A 13,844-nucleotide genomic window follows, 5' to 3' on the forward strand; every position below is an offset into this window, starting at 1 on the left:
GTGCCCCTGCGACAGGCCGCCGAGTGAGGGGCTGCGGATTTTGCTTGAACCTGTAGCGACTACAGGTCGTAGGCTGCCGGTCAACTGACGAAAGGAGACACCATGGCGGACGCCTGCTGCGGCTCAAGCGCCGCTTCTCAAGCAAACTCCTGCTGCGGCACGCCCGCAGCTTTGACCCCCGTGCCGGAAGTCCCAAAGGCCGTACCGGCCGCCAGCTGCGGCACGGGCGCAGACAGCGCCTGCGGCTGCTCCGGCGGTGTGCCGGTCTTCGACGGCGTGGACCCGCGCTATAAGCGGGTGCTGTGGACCGTGATCGCCCTCAACGGGATCATGTTCGCGGTCGAGATGGTCATGGGCCACCTCGCCGGGTCACAAGCCCTGCAGGCGGACGCCCTGGATTTTCTGGGGGATACGGTCACCTACGGGCTGAGCCTGGCGGTGATCGGTGCCAGCCTGCGGGCGCGGGCCACGGCGGCCCTGTTCAAGGGCCTGTCGCTGTCGCTGATGGCGGTGTGGGTGCTGGGCTCGACGGTCTACCAGACCCTGATCCTGGGCGTGCCCCAGGCCGAGCTGATGGGCGGGATCGGCCTCCTGGCGCTGGCCACCAACCTGACCAGCGTGATCTTGCTGATGCGCTACAAGGACGGCGACGCCAACGTGCGCTCGGTCTGGCTGTGCTCGCGCAACGACGCGATCGGCAACGTGGTCGTGATGATCGCCGCGCTGGGTGTCTGGGGCACGGCGACGGCCTGGCCCGATCTGGCGGTGGCCGCGATCATGGCCGCGATCTTCCTCACGTCCTCGGTGCAGATCCTGCGGCAGGCGTGGGCGGAGTACCGCGAAGGCACCGCCCAGCCGGCGCCGGCCGAATAACGCAGGGAAGGGGGGCCGTGAGGCCCCCTTTTCGTGGAGGGGACTATGCGCGCGACTGAAAGCGTCTGGCATCGCGAGCCCGGGCGGCGGCGGAAGGTCCGGCCGCACATCCGCGCGGCGGCGCAGAAAACGATGCTGTGGGCGCTGCTCGGGGTGCTCCTGCTCGGCAGCTGCGCCGGCCTTTGCCTTACCACACTGGGACACCAGGCGGCTCTGGTCCCCTACGCGGCGCAATCCGCGCGCTGACCCAGCATCAGGCACAAGAGGCTACGCAGATGCCGGTACAGCGGCGTGCCACCTTGATTATGGTCGAACGGGTGCGTTCGACGCAGACCTGTTGTGAGCTTCAGCGCCGTCCGAGCCGCCGCCGGAGTTCGGCCCGGGCGCGCAGTTCAAGAGGAGCGAGGCGCACACGGCCCGTCACGGGAAGCAGGCGGCGGCTGGGCGGTACGGCCAGAACGTCGGCGATCGTTTCACGGTCGGGGTAGAGACTTTCCAGGGCCGAGCCGGGCAGGGTCGCCGCATCGAGCCGGTCGGCGAACGCGGTGGCGTGCAGGGCCTGCACGATTTCATCTTCAAGGATCAGGCCGGGCGCACAGCCCCGCAGGGTTTCGTCGTAGGCGGTTTTGAGCAGAGACGCTGTCCGGCCGGCAACCAGCGCGAGGCTGGCGGCGATGGCCCGCCCGTGGAGCCGAAGCACGTCGGCCCGGGCGGTCCCCGGTCCGGGGGCCGGTTACAGCGGCGTGCCGCCCTGATAGCGGGCGAACGGCCGCTGCAGCTCGGGACCGAACAGGATCACGTCGTAAGTGTCCGGCGGTACGCCGTCAGCCTCCATGCCCGGCGAGCCCACTGGCATGCCCGGAACGGCCAACCCAGTGCCCGGGGGCTTTTCTGCGAGCAGGCGCAGGATCGCCCCGGCGGGCACGTGCCCTTCGATCACGTAACCGCCAACCTGGGCGGTATGGCAGGACGCCAGGCTGCGCGGGACCCCAAGGCGGGCTTTGACGGGATTGACCGGCGCCTCAGTCACCTGGACTGGAAAGCCGGCCGCGCGGATGTGGGTGACCCAGGCTTCGCAGCAGCCGCAGCTGGGGTCCTTGGTTACCTGGATCTCCGGGAGCGGTTCGGCGGCGCGCAGGGGGGCGGCGAGCAGCAGGCCGCCCAGACCACTCAGGCCAGCCAGCACGCCACGGCGGCTCGGCAGCAGGTCCGCGTCCATCAGGGTCTCCTCAGATCAGCGTAGAGATGTGCGGTGCCCGGGCTGGCGGGTAGCCAGCCCGGGTAGGGGGCTCAGGCGCGGTGGCTCATGCGGCCGCCCATCTTGTCGCAGCAGCACCCGCCCTTCTTGCCCTTCATGTTCATCGCCATGGCGCCGCTCTTGGCGCACATGCCGGCCTTGCCCTTCCCACCACCGCAGCAGCTCATCGCCATGGCCGGCGCGGCGCTGAGCAGCATCACGGCACTGGCTGCAAGAACGAGACGCTTCATTGTTTCCTCCCATGAAAAGCCAGGCCGTGAGGCCCCGGCGGTACTCCGGCCGACAGGCCGAATGACAGGGCTGTCCCAGGCCTCTTGGGAGGCCTGCGGACGTCGGGCGCGTGACTACTGCAGCGGCGGCGGCGGGGCGCCGCGCTTGCGGTAGGACTGCAGGTCCGGGGCGTTGTCGGCTGGCGGCTTTGCCTCCAGGTCGGTGATCAGGGCTTTCATTTCGCCGATCTCTTTGACCTGCGCCTCAATGATCTTGTCGGCTAGCTCACGCACGCGGGGGTCTTTGATGTGCGCCCGCTCGCTGGTCATGATGGCGATCGAGTGGTGCGGGATCATCGCTTTCATGTAAGCCACGTCACCGACGGTTTCCTGGCTGCGGACCAGCCACAGCGCCCCGGCAAAGACCACGACGCTGCCGGCGAGGATCGCGATGTTGGCGGCCCGCACCTTGTACATCGCCCACATGAAGCCGAGCATGATGACCGCCATCGTCGCGCCCATGACGAGCGCCATCCACATGCGGGTCTGGCTGAAGAACACGTGCTCCAGCGCGTAGGTGTTCAGGTACATCAGGCCGAACATCACCACCGTGGAGGTGGCGATCATCGCGGCGAAGCGTGCGTAGCTCATGGGTCGGTCTCTTTAATGCGGGTCAGAGCGTGGTCGTGCGCAGGCGCAGCGCGTTGCCGATCACACTGACTGAGGAGAGGGCCATCGCCGCCGCTGCGATGACCGGCGAGAGCAGGATGCCGAGGAACGGGTAGAGCACCCCGGCCGCCACCGGCACGCCGGCGGCGTTGTAGATGAACGCGAAAAACAGGTTCTGGCGGATGTTGCCCATCGTGGCGCGCGACAGCCGCCGGGCACGCACGATCCCCATCAGGTCGCCCTTGAGCAGGGTCACGCCGGCGCTTTCGATCGCCACGTCGGTCCCGCTGCCCATGGCGATCCCGACGTCGGCGGCTGCCAGGGCCGGGGCGTCGTTGACCCCGTCACCGGCCATCGCCACCACCTGCCCGGCGGCTTGGTGGGCTTTGACAACGGCGCTCTTCTGATCGGGCAGCACCTCGGCCTCGACCTCATCGATGCCGAGCTTGCGAGCCACGGCCTGGGCCGTGGTGCGGTTGTCGCCGGTCAGCATGACCACGCGGATGCCCTCGGTGCGCAAGGCCTGCAGGGCCTCAGGCGTGGTGGCCTTAATCGGATCGGCGATCGCAATCACGCCGGCCACGCGGTCGTCCATGCTCATGAAAATCGCGGTGGCGCCGTCCTGGCGCAGCGCCTCCGCCGCCGGATCGAGCGCCGCGGTATCGATCCCGGCCTCGGCCAGGAATTTGGCGTTGCCGAGCCGCACGCGCCGCCCGTCCACGGTGCCCTCGGCCCCGCGGCCAGTCGGGCTGTCGAAGTCGCTGACCGGGGCCAGGGCAAGGCCCTGAGCCTCGGCTGCCGCCACAATCGCCAGGGCCAGGGGGTGCTCGCTGGCGCGCTCGACGCTGGCCGCCAGGCGCAGGAGTTCGGCCTCGTTGAACCCGTCCGCCGGCCGGATCGCGGTCACGGCCGGCTTGCCCTCGGTCAGGGTGCCGGTTTTATCGACCACCAGCGTGGAGACCTTTTCCAGCCGCTCCAGCGCCTCGGCGTTCTTGATCAGCACACCGGCCTGGGCGCCGCGACCGACGCCAACCATGATCGACATCGGCGTGGCCAGCCCCAGGGCACACGGGCAGGCGATGATCAGCACCGCCACCGCCGCCAGCAGGCCGTAGGTCAGCCGCGGTTCCGGGCCGACCGCGAACCAGGCCACGAACGCGAGCACGGCCACCGCGATCACCGCCGGCACAAACCAGCCGGCGACCTGGTCGGCCAGGCGCTGGATCGGCGCGCGGCTGCGCTGGGCATCGGCGACCAGCTGAACGATGCGCGCCAGCATGGTGTCGCGGCCGACCTTTTGCGCCTCGATCACCAGCGCTCCGCTCTGGTTGAGGCTGCCGCCGATCACGGCGGCGCCGACGTCCTTGCGCACCGGCATCGCCTCGCCGGTGACCAGGGCCTCATCGATCGAAGAACGGCCGTCGACCACGACGCCGTCGACCGGGACCTTTTCGCCGGGGCGCACGCGCAGGCGGTCACCGACCTGCACGGCATCGAGCTGGATTTCCTCGTCAGTGCCGTCGGCGCGCAGGCGGCGGGCGGTTTTCGGGGCAAGGTCCAGGAGCGCGCGCAGGGCGCCGCTGGTGCTCTCGCGGGCGCGCAGCTCCAGCACCTGGCCGAGGAGCACCAGCACGGTGATCACCGCGGCCGCCTCGAAATACGCCGGCACGGCACCGTCATGGCCGCGCAGCGCCGCCGGGAACACCCCCGGCAGGACGGTGGCGACCACGCTGTAAAGCCAGGCCACCCCGGTGCCCATGGCGACCAGGGTGAACATATTGAGGTTGCGGCTGGTCACGGAGTGCCAGGCGCGCACGAAGAACGGCGCACCGGCCCACAGCACCACGGGCGTGGCCAGCACCAGCTGCAGCCAGTTGCTGTTCTGCTGGCCGAGCCGTTCGGTCAGGCCGGTCAGGTGGCCGCCCATTTCCAGCACGAACACGGGCAGGGTCAGGACCAGGCCAACCCAGAACCGGCGGGTCATGTCGACCAGCTCGTCGCTTGGTCCGGTGTCGGCGCCGATCACCGCGGGCTCCAGCCCCATGCCGCAGATCGGGCAGGCGCCCGGGCCGACCTGGCGCACCTCCGGATGCATCGGGCAGGTGTAGATCGTCCCCTCCGGCACCGCCTCGGCCTTGGCCGCGGCGCTGGCCGGATCGAGGTAGCGGGCCGGGTCGGCCTCGAACTTGGTGCGGCAGCCGTTCGAGCAGAAATAATACGGGTGGCCGTTGTGCTCGGCCCGGTGCTTGGCGGTGTGCGGATCGACGCTCATCCCGCAGACCGGGTCCTTGACTGTCTGCGCGTCACCCCCGGCCTCCGCGGTGCCGTGGCTGCAGCCGCCGTGCGCCCCATGGGCATGGCCGTGGTGGTGGTCGTGCTCGGCGTTGCTCATGGGCGACCCCTCCTGTGTGTCGCGCCCGGCACCCTGCACCTTCCCATCATGGGAGGGTCAACAGGGTGCCGACCCGGGCCTGGAGGCACGGTGGCATCCCGGCCCGGGCGGTGATCCCGGGGCTTAGTGCTTGCTGCCATCCGAGTGCTGGTGCGGCTTGGCGCTGTGGCCCGACGCGGTGCTCTCGGGAGCGTTCTTGGCGTGATCGGCGCCGTGCGAGGGGCCGCCGGCGGTGTTGCCGCGGCTGGGCGTCGGCTGGGTTTGCTGCTCGGCGTTGGCGTTGCCCTGGTCGTCCGCCAGGGCGGGCAGGGCAGCAAAGGTCAGCAGGGCCGCAGCCGTCAGGGCCTTGAGGGTCATGATCGTAAATCCTGTGTGTTGGAGAGCGGTCAACCCGCCATCGTGCGGCAGGTTTTGAGACAGCGGCGGCAGCGGACGGCCTACTGCTGGCCTTCCTTCTTGGCGTTCTTATCGAGCCAGGCAGTGAGCTCCTTGATGCTCTGCTCCTGCTCCTTGATGGTCTTCTCGGCCAGGCGCTTGCTCTCGGGATTATCGGCGCCCTTGAGGCCGGCGCGGGCCATGTCGATCGCCCCTTGGTGGTGCGGAATCATCGCGCAGATCCAGGCCACATCCGGATCGCCAGCCATCATGCCCTGCATCATCGGGCCGTTCATGCTCATCATGGCCTGCTGCAGACCCTTCTGGGTCTCGGACATCTGACCGCTGCCCATGCTCTGCATGGCCTGAGACATGTGGCTCTGCATGTCCTTCATCCCACCGTCCTTGCCGCTGACGGCAGCCTTGCAGGCCTCCGGCAGCTTGACGGCCGAGCCGGCCATGCTGCCGTGGTCGTGATCGCCAGCCAGGGCGGTTCCGGTCAGGCCGAGGGCCAGCGGCAGGGCGAGAGCGAGAGTTCTCAAGGTCATCGGGTTTTCCTCCTTCGGTTCAGCAAAAGGGCGGACCGTGAGGACCACGGTCTGCCCTGGGGTCTCAGCCGGCCATCTTGCGGCAGGTCTCGGCACAGCGGCGGCACTGGTCGACACAGTCCTGCATGTCGCCGACCTGCTCACAGCTCTTGGCGCAGGCCTCACACACCTCGGCGCAGGCGCGGCAGGTGTGTTTGTGCGCAGGGGTGCCGAGCAGCATGAAATGCGCGCTGGTCCGGCAGATTTCGGCACAGGCCAGCATCAGCCGGAAGTGCTCCGGCTCGGTGTGCTTGCCGCCGGCTGGCAGGCAGTGGTTGGACGCCATGCCCAGGCAGGTCTGGTAGCAGCGCAGGCACTCATCGATGCAGCTCTGCATCTCAGCGGACATCTGGTGCATAGAATTTCTCCTGTTTTGTTCAGGTTCTTCGGACGCAGCTGGAGAACAGATGCAGTGTATACCGCAACTGACCCGACATCGCCTCAATCATCAACGGGCTGATCCCGGCCCGGTTCAGATTTTTTTACTCAAGAACCCGTTATAAAGAGCAGGATCGCGCTGCCCAGACCAAGCCAATTACTTGGCCGCGCCCTTGCCCTTGAGGAACGCCTGCATCTGGCTGATCTCGACCTCCTGGGCCTTGATGATTTCCTCGGCGAGCTTGCGGATCTCGGGATCCTTCGAGTGCTGCAGGGCCACCTTGGCCATGCCGATCGCGCCCTGATGGTGAGGGATCATGCCGCGCACGAAATCGACGTCGACGTCGTTCGTGTAGCGAATGTCCATGTCGCGGTGCATGTCGGCGTTGACGTCCCGAAACGCCTTGGTCGCCGGGCTGTCCGTCTTGGCGGTCGCGCTCGCGGCGCCATGACCGGCATGGTCGTTGTGGTTCATGTCATGGGCCTGGGCCACGGCGGTGCCGCTGAGCAGGAGGGCCAGCGCGCAGGCGGAGAAGGTGAGTTTCATAGGATTTTTCCCTTTTATTGCTTATGGTTAGTTGAACTTCCCGCTGGCGGTCGCGCCATCGGGAGCTGTCAGCTGCACGGCGCCCTTGGGCGCGGCGTTCAGCGGAACCGGGGCCTGGCCGGTCAGGCGGTTGGCGTCGGCCGGCGCCAAGGCGACGCGTGCGGGCTTGCCGTCGACCACGAGGATCGCGGTGGCCTTGAACCCGGCGGCGGGCACCGGCTTCTCGCTGCCGTCGAGCAGGTAGACGTCGACGGTCTGGCCCTTGGTGACGAGTTCGACGTGGTAGGGGCCGGCGTCGCTAACGCGGCCGCCGTACTTGCCGGCGGTTTCGTGGGCGCACACGGGCGCGGCCAGCAGCATCAGGCTGCTGAACAGGGCGGCGCGGAATGGGATCATCGGGGTCTCCTGGGTTTTGGGTTGATTGGTGGGGAAGGGGGCTCAGAACGCCTCGCGCGGTGGCGCCGCGGCCCCGGCCGGGTGGGCCGCATGGGCGGCGTCCTGCGCCGCCTGCAGCCGGGCCAGAGGCTTCTGGCCGAAGCGCAGGAACAGGATCGGCGTCAGGAACGTGTCGAGCAGCGTGGCGCTGATCAGGCCGCCGAAGATCGTCACCGCGACCGGGTGCAGGATCTCCTTGCCCGGGCTCGCCGCGTCGTAGAGCAGCGGCACCAGCGCCACGCCGGCGGCGAGCGCCGTCATCAGCACCGGGGTCAGCCGCTCCAGGCTGCCGCGGATCACCAGATCGCGCCCGAACGGCACGCCCTCGTGAAGCGACAGGTTGAGGTAGTGGCTGATCTTCAGGATGCCGTTGCGCGCGGCGATGCCGGTCAGCGTGATGAACCCGATCATCGACGCCACCGACAACGGCTGCCCGGTCAGCCACAGGGCCACCACGCTGCCGATCAGCGCCAGGGGCACGTTGCCCATGATGATCAGCGCCAGCGCCGGCGAGCGGTAGCGGCTCACCAGGATCGCGAAGATCAACGCCAGCGACAGCGCCGACAGGATGCCGATCGTCCGCGCGGCCTCTTCCTGAGCCTGGAACGTGCCCTCCAGGCTGGTGAAGTAGCCCGGTGGCAGCTTTTCCTGGGCGATCGCCGCGCGCATGGCCGCCACGATGGTGGCCATGTCGCTCTCGCCGTTGGTGTTGGCCTGGACCACCAGGCGCCGGCGCGAGTTCTCGCGCAGGATCTGGTTGGGGCCGTCGGTTTCCCGCACGTCGGCCACCTGCCGGGCTGGCACCCAGCCGGTCGGGGTTTCCAGCAGCAGGTCGCCCAGGCCCTTGGTGGTGCGCTGGTCCTCGGCCAAGCGGATCAGCACGTCGAACCGGCGGTAGCCATCGACCACGGTGGAGACCACGCGGCCGTTGCTCAGGCGGCTGATCTGCTCGACCACCGCGGCCGGCTGCACGCCGTAGAGCGCGGCACGGGCATAATCGACGCGCACCTCCAGCTGCGGGATGCGCACCTGCTTTTCGATCTGCAGGTCGGCCAGGCCTGGGATTTTCTGGAACCGCTCCTGCAGGCCGTTGGCGATCCGGCGCAGCTGGTCCAGGTCCTCGCCGAAGATCTTCAGCGCGATCTCGGCGCGCACGCCCGACAGCATGTGATCGAGGCGGTGGGAGATCGGCTGGCCGACGTTGACCGATACCGGCAGCTGCCGGAGGCGCTGGCGGATATCGGCGACCAGGGCCTCCTTGGGCCGGCCCTCGCCGTCCTTCAGCTCGACCTCGATCTCGGACGAGTGGACGCCTTCGGCATGCTCGTCCAGCTCGGCGCGCCCGGTGCGGCGGCCGACCGCCGCCACCTCGGGCACCTGCAGCAGCAGTTTTTCCGCGATCAGCCCGACCCGGTTGCTCTCGGCCAGCGAGATCCCCGGGTTGAACGTCATGTTGACGGTGAAACTGCCCTCGTTGAACGGCGGCAGGAACGCCCGCGGCAGATGCCAGGCGGCGACGCCGGCGGCGAGCACCGCCAGCGCCACCGCGCCGACCAACAGGCGCTGATGCCGGAACGCCACCTGCAGCAGCCGGGCGTTGCCGCGCTTGAGCAGCTTGAGGAACCGGCTGTCGTGCTCTTCGAGGTTCTTCAGCCCCGGCAACAGCCAGGAGGCCAGCACCGGGGTCAGCGTGATCGAGGTGACCAAGCTGGCCAGGATCGAGATGATGTAGGCCTGCCCCAAGGGCGCAAACAGCCGCCCCTCGATGCCGGAGAGTGCGAACAGCGGCACGAACACCAGGATGATGATCAGCGTCGCGTAGACGATGCCGGAGCGCACCTCGTTGGAGGCCTCCACCACCACCTGGAACACGCTTTTGGGGTTGCCGGCCTTCCGGTTTTCGCCGAGGCGCCGGAAGATGTTCTCGACGTCGACCACGGCGTCATCGACCAGCTCGCCGATCGCGATGGCGAGGCCGCCCAGGGTCATCGTATTGATCGACAGGCCGAGAAGGTGGAACACCACCGCCGTGGTCAGGATCGACACCGGGATCGCCAGCAGCGAGATCGCCGTGGTGCGCACGTTCAACAGGAACAGGAACAGCACCGCGGCGACCACCACCATCGCCTCCAGCAGAACGCGTTCGACGTTGCTGATCGAGGTCTCGATGAAGTCGGCCTGGCGGAACAGGATCTGGTCCGCCTTGATCCCGTTCGGCAGGCTGGCGGTGATCTCCGTCAGCGCCTGCTCAATGTCGCGGGTGAGTTTGACCGTGTCGACGTCGGGCTGCTTCTCAACCGAGACGATCACCGACGGCTTGCCCATGTAGCCGCCGTCGCCGCGCTTGACCTTGGCACCGAACGAGACGTCGGCGATCTGGCGCAGATACACCGGCGCGCCGCCGACCGTGGCGACGACCACGCTGCGCAGGTCGTCCAGGCTCATCGTGCGGGCGATGTTCCGGATCAGGTACTCGCGGGCGTACTGGTCGGTGAACCCGCCGCCGGCGTTGGTGCCGAACTGGGCCAGGGCGGTTTCCAGCTGGGCGTTGCTCACGCCCAGTGCGCGCATCGCCGCCGGGTTGGGGCTGACACGGAACTGGCGTACCTCGCCGCCGATCGGGATGACCTGGGCGACGCCGGGAATGGTCAGCAGGCGCGGCCGGATCACGAAGTCGGCCGCCTCACGCACCTGCATTGGGTCGGCGGTTTCGCTGGTCACCGCGACCAGCAGGATCTGCCCCATGATCGAGGAGATCGGCCCCATCTGCGGGGTCACCGTCGGCGGCAGCTGGTCCCTGACCAGGGCCAGCCGCTCAGCGACCTGCTGGCGGTTGCGGTAGAGGTCGGTGCCCCAGTCGAACTCGACGTAGACGATCGACAGGCCGACGCCGGACACCGAGCGCACGCGCGTGACGCCGGGCAGGCCGTTGAGGCGGGTTTCGATCGGGAACGAAACCAGCTGCTCAACCTCCTGGGGCGCGTAGCCCTCGGCCTCGGTCATGATCGTGACCGTGGGCTTGTTGAGGTCGGGAAAGACGTCCACGGGCAGCTTGGTGACCGTGAACGCGCCGTAGAGGATCAGCACGCCGGCGATCGCGAGGACGATCAGGCGGTTCTTCAGCGACTGGCTGACGAGGAAGGTGAACATCGGGCGGCCCTCCTCAGCGCACTTGGTCGAGGAGTTCGGCGCCCTGCACGACCACGCGCTTGCCGGGGCCGATGCCGCCGCCGATCAGTACGCGGTTGCCGTCCAGGGGCTCGATGCGCACCTGCCGGGCCTCGTAGCGCTCGGCGGTGGTGTGCTCGTAGACCACGTCCTGGCCGTTGCTGGTCCGCACCACCGCGGCCCGCGGCAGGGCCAGGCCGGACAGCTGGCCGTCGGTGATCGCGAGCACGGTCAGGAACTGGCCGACGCGCAGGCCGGAGGCATCGCCCTCGATCGCGAACTGGACTGGAATGGCTTGGTTGCGGTCGGCGAGGCCTGAGCCCTGATAGGTCAGCTCAAAGGTGCGGCCGTCGGGCAGGCGGGCGGTGGCGTGCTGCCCGGCGGTCAGGGCGTCGAAGCTCAAGGCCTCGACCCAGAGGTTTTTGGGGTCGACGATCTGAAAGATCATCTGGCCGGCGTTGGCCATCTGGCCGGCCGTGGCGGACGCCTCAGCGACCACGCCGTCGACCGGCGCGATCAGCGGCTCGGGCTCGCTGCGGATCCTGTCGAGGGCAGTGCGGCGGTCGCGCAGACCCTTGAGTTCGTCCTGGGCCTCGTCCAGCTGCACCTGGGCGACGGCGCCGGAGGTGGCCAGCTTGGAAAACCGCTCAACGCGGCGCTGCACGATCGCGATCTGCTGATCGAGCTCGCCCTGGCGCTGGCGCATGTCGGAGACGTCGACCCGGGCCACCGGCGGCGTCACGTAGGCGAGCACGTCGCCCTTCTTCACCGGGGTGCCGAGCCGCGGAAACAGCCCGGAGGTGGGCGGCGACAGGCGGCCGCCGACACTGGACTGGACCACGCCGCTGGCGTTGGGGTTGGGAATGACGCGGCCGGGCAGGCCGATCGTGCGGCTGAACGTGCCGGCCTCGGTCATCGCCGTGCGCAGCTCCAGCAGGCGCTGGGTCGGCTTGGGCACGAACACGGTGCCGTCGGCCAGGCGCTGGGCCAGGTCGGTTGGCGCGGCTCCGCCGGGGGCGCGCTCGATCAGTGCGGCGCCTTGGATGGGCTTTTGTTCTGCGCCGTGATCCTCGTCGCCGTGGGCAAAGGCGGTTGCGCTCAGCAGCACCGTGGCCGTGATCGCCAGCACAGCGATCACCGGCACGCGCCGGCGACCGCGGGCGACCAGCATCAGCAGAATGCCGAGCAGGAAGCTGCCAGCCGCCACGGTCAGCAGCACCGGGTCCTGTTTGGCCAGGCGCTCACGCAGGCCGTGGGTGATCTCCGGCACAGCCGCGCGCACGCTGTCGCTGACCGTCTGCACCGCACCGACGGTCGCCGGAGCAGCGGCCGCGGCGGCTGGCGCCGGCAGATCCAGGCTGACCGGCATGACGTCGACCACATCGCCGGCGGTCACGGTGACCAAGAGGTCGTAGTGGCCGGGCTTGCTCAGCCAGGGCGCCGGCAGCGCATAGCTGCGCTCGGCGGTCGCCTGGGCGGTTTTCGAGCCGTCGGGGGTGTCCACCTCCACGGTAGCGCCGGTGACGGGCTCGCCGGTGCGGAAGCGGTCCAGGTAGAGCTGGAGCGTGCCATCGCGCGGCACCGCGACCAGCTCGAACGCCTCGGACACGGCCTCGCCGCGCGGCGCAATGGTTTTGGAGACCGGCGGCGGCGGGGCGCCGTGGTCATGCCCTTCGTGGGCCGACGCCTGGCCTGCACCAAGCAGGGCCAGCGTCACGGCCAGCGCACGCAGCGCGGCCGCAATCGGGGACTTCATGGATCAATTCTTTCGCCGGTGGACGCAAGGCGTCCGCGCACGCGCAGCGGCTCATTAGAGCGGCGTCAGACGCGTGGGAACGCCGGGTTCAGGCGAAAGATCGAGGGGGCTTGGGCAGCGCCTCGGGCGCGAGGCTCGGGCGGGCATCCTGCTGGGCAGCCGGCAGCACGGTCGCAAGCCGCAGGGCCGGCACAGCGGCCTGCAGCAGTGGCGTCAGTGCCGAGTGGCAGCAGCTCAGGCTCGTGCCGCAGCACAGGCCATTGCAGCCGCCCGCATCCGAGGTGTTGGCCGCAGAGGCCGCAGCCACAGCAAACACCGTGGTGGCGGTGGTGGGCGTCTCGGTCAGCGCCGCCAACTGCAGGGCGGGCGTGGCCGCCGGGGCCAGGGCCACCGGTGCAGGCTGTACCGGCGTGGCCTCGACCGCGGCCGGCGCATGGTGATGGGCATGGCCCTCATGCGCCTGCGCCACCGACACGCCAAAGGTCGCGGCGATCATCACGATCACCACGGCCAGCAGGCGCGCGAGTTGGCGGTCCAGGTTCATTACGTCCAACCTAACACAGCCCCCGGGATTAAGAAACGCGGTTGTGCGTTGTCTGAAAGCCCGCAGGCCGGCAGGTGGTTGCATGGTTGGGAGTTGGCAAGGGTCCGGCTCAGTTTGAACGCTTATGAGCCCGTCTGCACGGGCCTCCTGACAGGAGCGTCCAGTCTCGACCTGGGGCAAGGCGCGTGTCAGCCGAGTGTCCAGTCCTCGGTATCGAACAGGTCGATGAGATTGCACCACGGCACCTGCAGGTCATTGCAGACACCAGGGATCTTCCGGAGGCTGGTGGGGCCAACCTCTTCGGTCACAACACGGTAGCCGTGCACCTCGGCGGTCGCGATCACGAACGGGTCCGCCGCAAACTTCTCTTTGCCGGCCATCACCAGGCCCTTGTAGGTGTTGATGATATGGGCGCTGCGCAGCTGCACATCCTGGTCCGGCGCCAGGAACATGGCCTCGCGCTCCAGCAGCCATTCATGCAGCTCCGGTGAGCGCTTCTGGCACTCGGCCAGCACCAGGGCTGAGGAGACCAGGCGCCCTTCCGTCACCAGCTGATCGAACTGGTCCCACAGCTTCGGGAACCGCTTCGGCTTGTAGCGCTCATACCAGGCGGCGATCAGCGCGCTGGTGTCGATGCAGTAGATGTCGGCCAC

15 protein-coding genes and 1 pseudogene are annotated in these 13,844 nt (G+C 68.8%); 2 read left to right on the plus strand and 14 right to left on the minus strand.

All coding sequences use genetic code 11. The annotated features are described in order from the left end of the window. The first annotated feature begins 102 nt into the window (after nt 1-102). Both MFF24_RS25015 and MFF24_RS25020 read left to right on the plus strand, forming a co-directional pair. Nucleotides 103-873: a cation efflux transmembrane domain-containing protein gene (locus MFF24_RS25015; protein WP_231347174.1), complete on the plus strand. Its 771-nt coding sequence runs from the start codon at nt 103-105 to the stop codon at nt 871-873. 45 nt (nt 874-918) lie between these two features. Further along, nucleotides 919-1,119, plus strand: a complete 201-nt coding sequence (locus MFF24_RS25020) for a hypothetical protein (RefSeq protein ID WP_231347175.1) — start codon at nt 919-921, stop codon at nt 1,117-1,119. 100 nt (nt 1,120-1,219) lie between these two features. On the opposite strand, the pseudogene MFF24_RS25025 reads toward MFF24_RS25020, so the two are convergent. The 14 genes and pseudogenes from MFF24_RS25025 to MFF24_RS25090 all read right to left on the minus strand — a co-directional run. Continuing rightward, a pseudogene (locus tag MFF24_RS25025) lies at nt 1,220-1,606 on the minus strand (GNAT family N-acetyltransferase); the annotation flags it as partial. Then, nucleotides 1,607-2,092 (minus strand): DUF411 domain-containing protein, encoded by a 486-nt coding sequence (locus MFF24_RS25030; RefSeq protein ID WP_238228715.1) that lies wholly within the window; start codon nt 2,090-2,092, stop codon nt 1,607-1,609. A gap of 71 nt (nt 2,093-2,163) precedes the next feature. Then, nucleotides 2,164-2,361: a hypothetical protein gene (locus MFF24_RS25035; protein ID WP_026105230.1), complete on the minus strand. Its 198-nt coding sequence runs from the start codon at nt 2,359-2,361 to the stop codon at nt 2,164-2,166. A 114-nt stretch (nt 2,362-2,475) separates the two neighbouring features. Beyond that, nucleotides 2,476-2,991, minus strand: coding sequence for a DUF305 domain-containing protein (locus MFF24_RS25040; protein WP_238228716.1), 516 nt, complete (start codon nt 2,989-2,991; stop codon nt 2,476-2,478). A gap of 22 nt (nt 2,992-3,013) precedes the next feature. After that, entirely contained in the window at nt 3,014-5,401 is a 2,388-nt protein-coding gene (locus MFF24_RS25045; protein ID WP_274382953.1) for a heavy metal translocating P-type ATPase, read from the minus strand. Nucleotides 5,402-5,524: 123 nt separating this feature from the next. Next, complete coding sequence (locus MFF24_RS25050) at nt 5,525-5,758, minus strand: hypothetical protein (protein WP_152277749.1); 234 nt, start codon at nt 5,756-5,758, stop codon at nt 5,525-5,527. A gap of 80 nt (nt 5,759-5,838) precedes the next feature. Further along, complete coding sequence (locus MFF24_RS25055) at nt 5,839-6,324, minus strand: DUF305 domain-containing protein (RefSeq protein ID WP_017482520.1); 486 nt, start codon at nt 6,322-6,324, stop codon at nt 5,839-5,841. Between the two features lie 64 nt (nt 6,325-6,388). Next, nucleotides 6,389-6,721, minus strand: coding sequence for a four-helix bundle copper-binding protein (locus MFF24_RS25060; protein ID WP_017482519.1), 333 nt, complete (start codon nt 6,719-6,721; stop codon nt 6,389-6,391). A gap of 177 nt (nt 6,722-6,898) precedes the next feature. Then, entirely contained in the window at nt 6,899-7,288 is a 390-nt protein-coding gene (gene copM, locus MFF24_RS25065; RefSeq protein WP_238228717.1) for a CopM family metallochaperone, read from the minus strand. 27 nt (nt 7,289-7,315) lie between these two features. Then, nucleotides 7,316-7,684: a hypothetical protein gene (locus MFF24_RS25070; RefSeq protein ID WP_238228718.1), complete on the minus strand. Its 369-nt coding sequence runs from the start codon at nt 7,682-7,684 to the stop codon at nt 7,316-7,318. Between the two features lie 42 nt (nt 7,685-7,726). Beyond that, entirely contained in the window at nt 7,727-10,873 is a 3,147-nt protein-coding gene (locus MFF24_RS25075; RefSeq protein ID WP_238228719.1) for an efflux RND transporter permease subunit, read from the minus strand. A 13-nt stretch (nt 10,874-10,886) separates the two neighbouring features. Next, nucleotides 10,887-12,647, minus strand: coding sequence for an efflux RND transporter periplasmic adaptor subunit (locus MFF24_RS25080; protein WP_231347180.1), 1,761 nt, complete (start codon nt 12,645-12,647; stop codon nt 10,887-10,889). Between the two features lie 88 nt (nt 12,648-12,735). Beyond that, nucleotides 12,736-13,191, minus strand: a complete 456-nt coding sequence (locus MFF24_RS25085; RefSeq protein WP_231347181.1) for a hypothetical protein — start codon at nt 13,189-13,191, stop codon at nt 12,736-12,738. Between the two features lie 188 nt (nt 13,192-13,379). Continuing rightward, on the minus strand, nt 13,380-13,844 hold the full coding sequence (locus MFF24_RS25090; protein WP_017482511.1) for a DUF4411 family protein: 465 nt from the start codon (nt 13,842-13,844) through the stop codon (nt 13,380-13,382).

This window comes from Methylorubrum aminovorans, from assembly GCF_022179725.1.
Lineage (GTDB): Bacteria > Pseudomonadota > Alphaproteobacteria > Rhizobiales > Beijerinckiaceae > Methylobacterium > Methylobacterium aminovorans.

Coding starts and splice junctions, on each gene's coding strand:
- MFF24_RS25015 (WP_231347174.1), top strand. CDS start 103: ATGGCGGACGCCTGCTGCGGCTCAAGCGCCGCTTCTCAAGCAAACTCC.
- MFF24_RS25020 (WP_231347175.1), top strand. CDS start 919: ATGCGCGCGACTGAAAGCGTCTGGCATCGCGAGCCCGGGCGGCGGCGG.
- MFF24_RS25030 (WP_238228715.1), bottom strand. CDS start 2,092: ATGGACGCGGACCTGCTGCCGAGCCGCCGTGGCGTGCTGGCTGGCCTG.
- MFF24_RS25035 (WP_026105230.1), bottom strand. CDS start 2,361: ATGAAGCGTCTCGTTCTTGCAGCCAGTGCCGTGATGCTGCTCAGCGCC.
- MFF24_RS25040 (WP_238228716.1), bottom strand. CDS start 2,991: ATGAGCTACGCACGCTTCGCCGCGATGATCGCCACCTCCACGGTGGTG.
- MFF24_RS25045 (WP_274382953.1), bottom strand. CDS start 5,401: ATGAGCAACGCCGAGCACGACCACCACCACGGCCATGCCCATGGGGCG.
- MFF24_RS25050 (WP_152277749.1), bottom strand. CDS start 5,758: ATGACCCTCAAGGCCCTGACGGCTGCGGCCCTGCTGACCTTTGCTGCC.
- MFF24_RS25055 (WP_017482520.1), bottom strand. CDS start 6,324: ATGACCTTGAGAACTCTCGCTCTCGCCCTGCCGCTGGCCCTCGGCCTG.
- MFF24_RS25060 (WP_017482519.1), bottom strand. CDS start 6,721: ATGCACCAGATGTCCGCTGAGATGCAGAGCTGCATCGATGAGTGCCTG.
- copM (WP_238228717.1), bottom strand. CDS start 7,288: ATGAAACTCACCTTCTCCGCCTGCGCGCTGGCCCTCCTGCTCAGCGGC.
- MFF24_RS25070 (WP_238228718.1), bottom strand. CDS start 7,684: ATGATCCCATTCCGCGCCGCCCTGTTCAGCAGCCTGATGCTGCTGGCC.
- MFF24_RS25075 (WP_238228719.1), bottom strand. CDS start 10,873: ATGTTCACCTTCCTCGTCAGCCAGTCGCTGAAGAACCGCCTGATCGTC.
- MFF24_RS25080 (WP_231347180.1), bottom strand. CDS start 12,647: ATGAAGTCCCCGATTGCGGCCGCGCTGCGTGCGCTGGCCGTGACGCTG.
- MFF24_RS25085 (WP_231347181.1), bottom strand. CDS start 13,191: ATGAACCTGGACCGCCAACTCGCGCGCCTGCTGGCCGTGGTGATCGTG.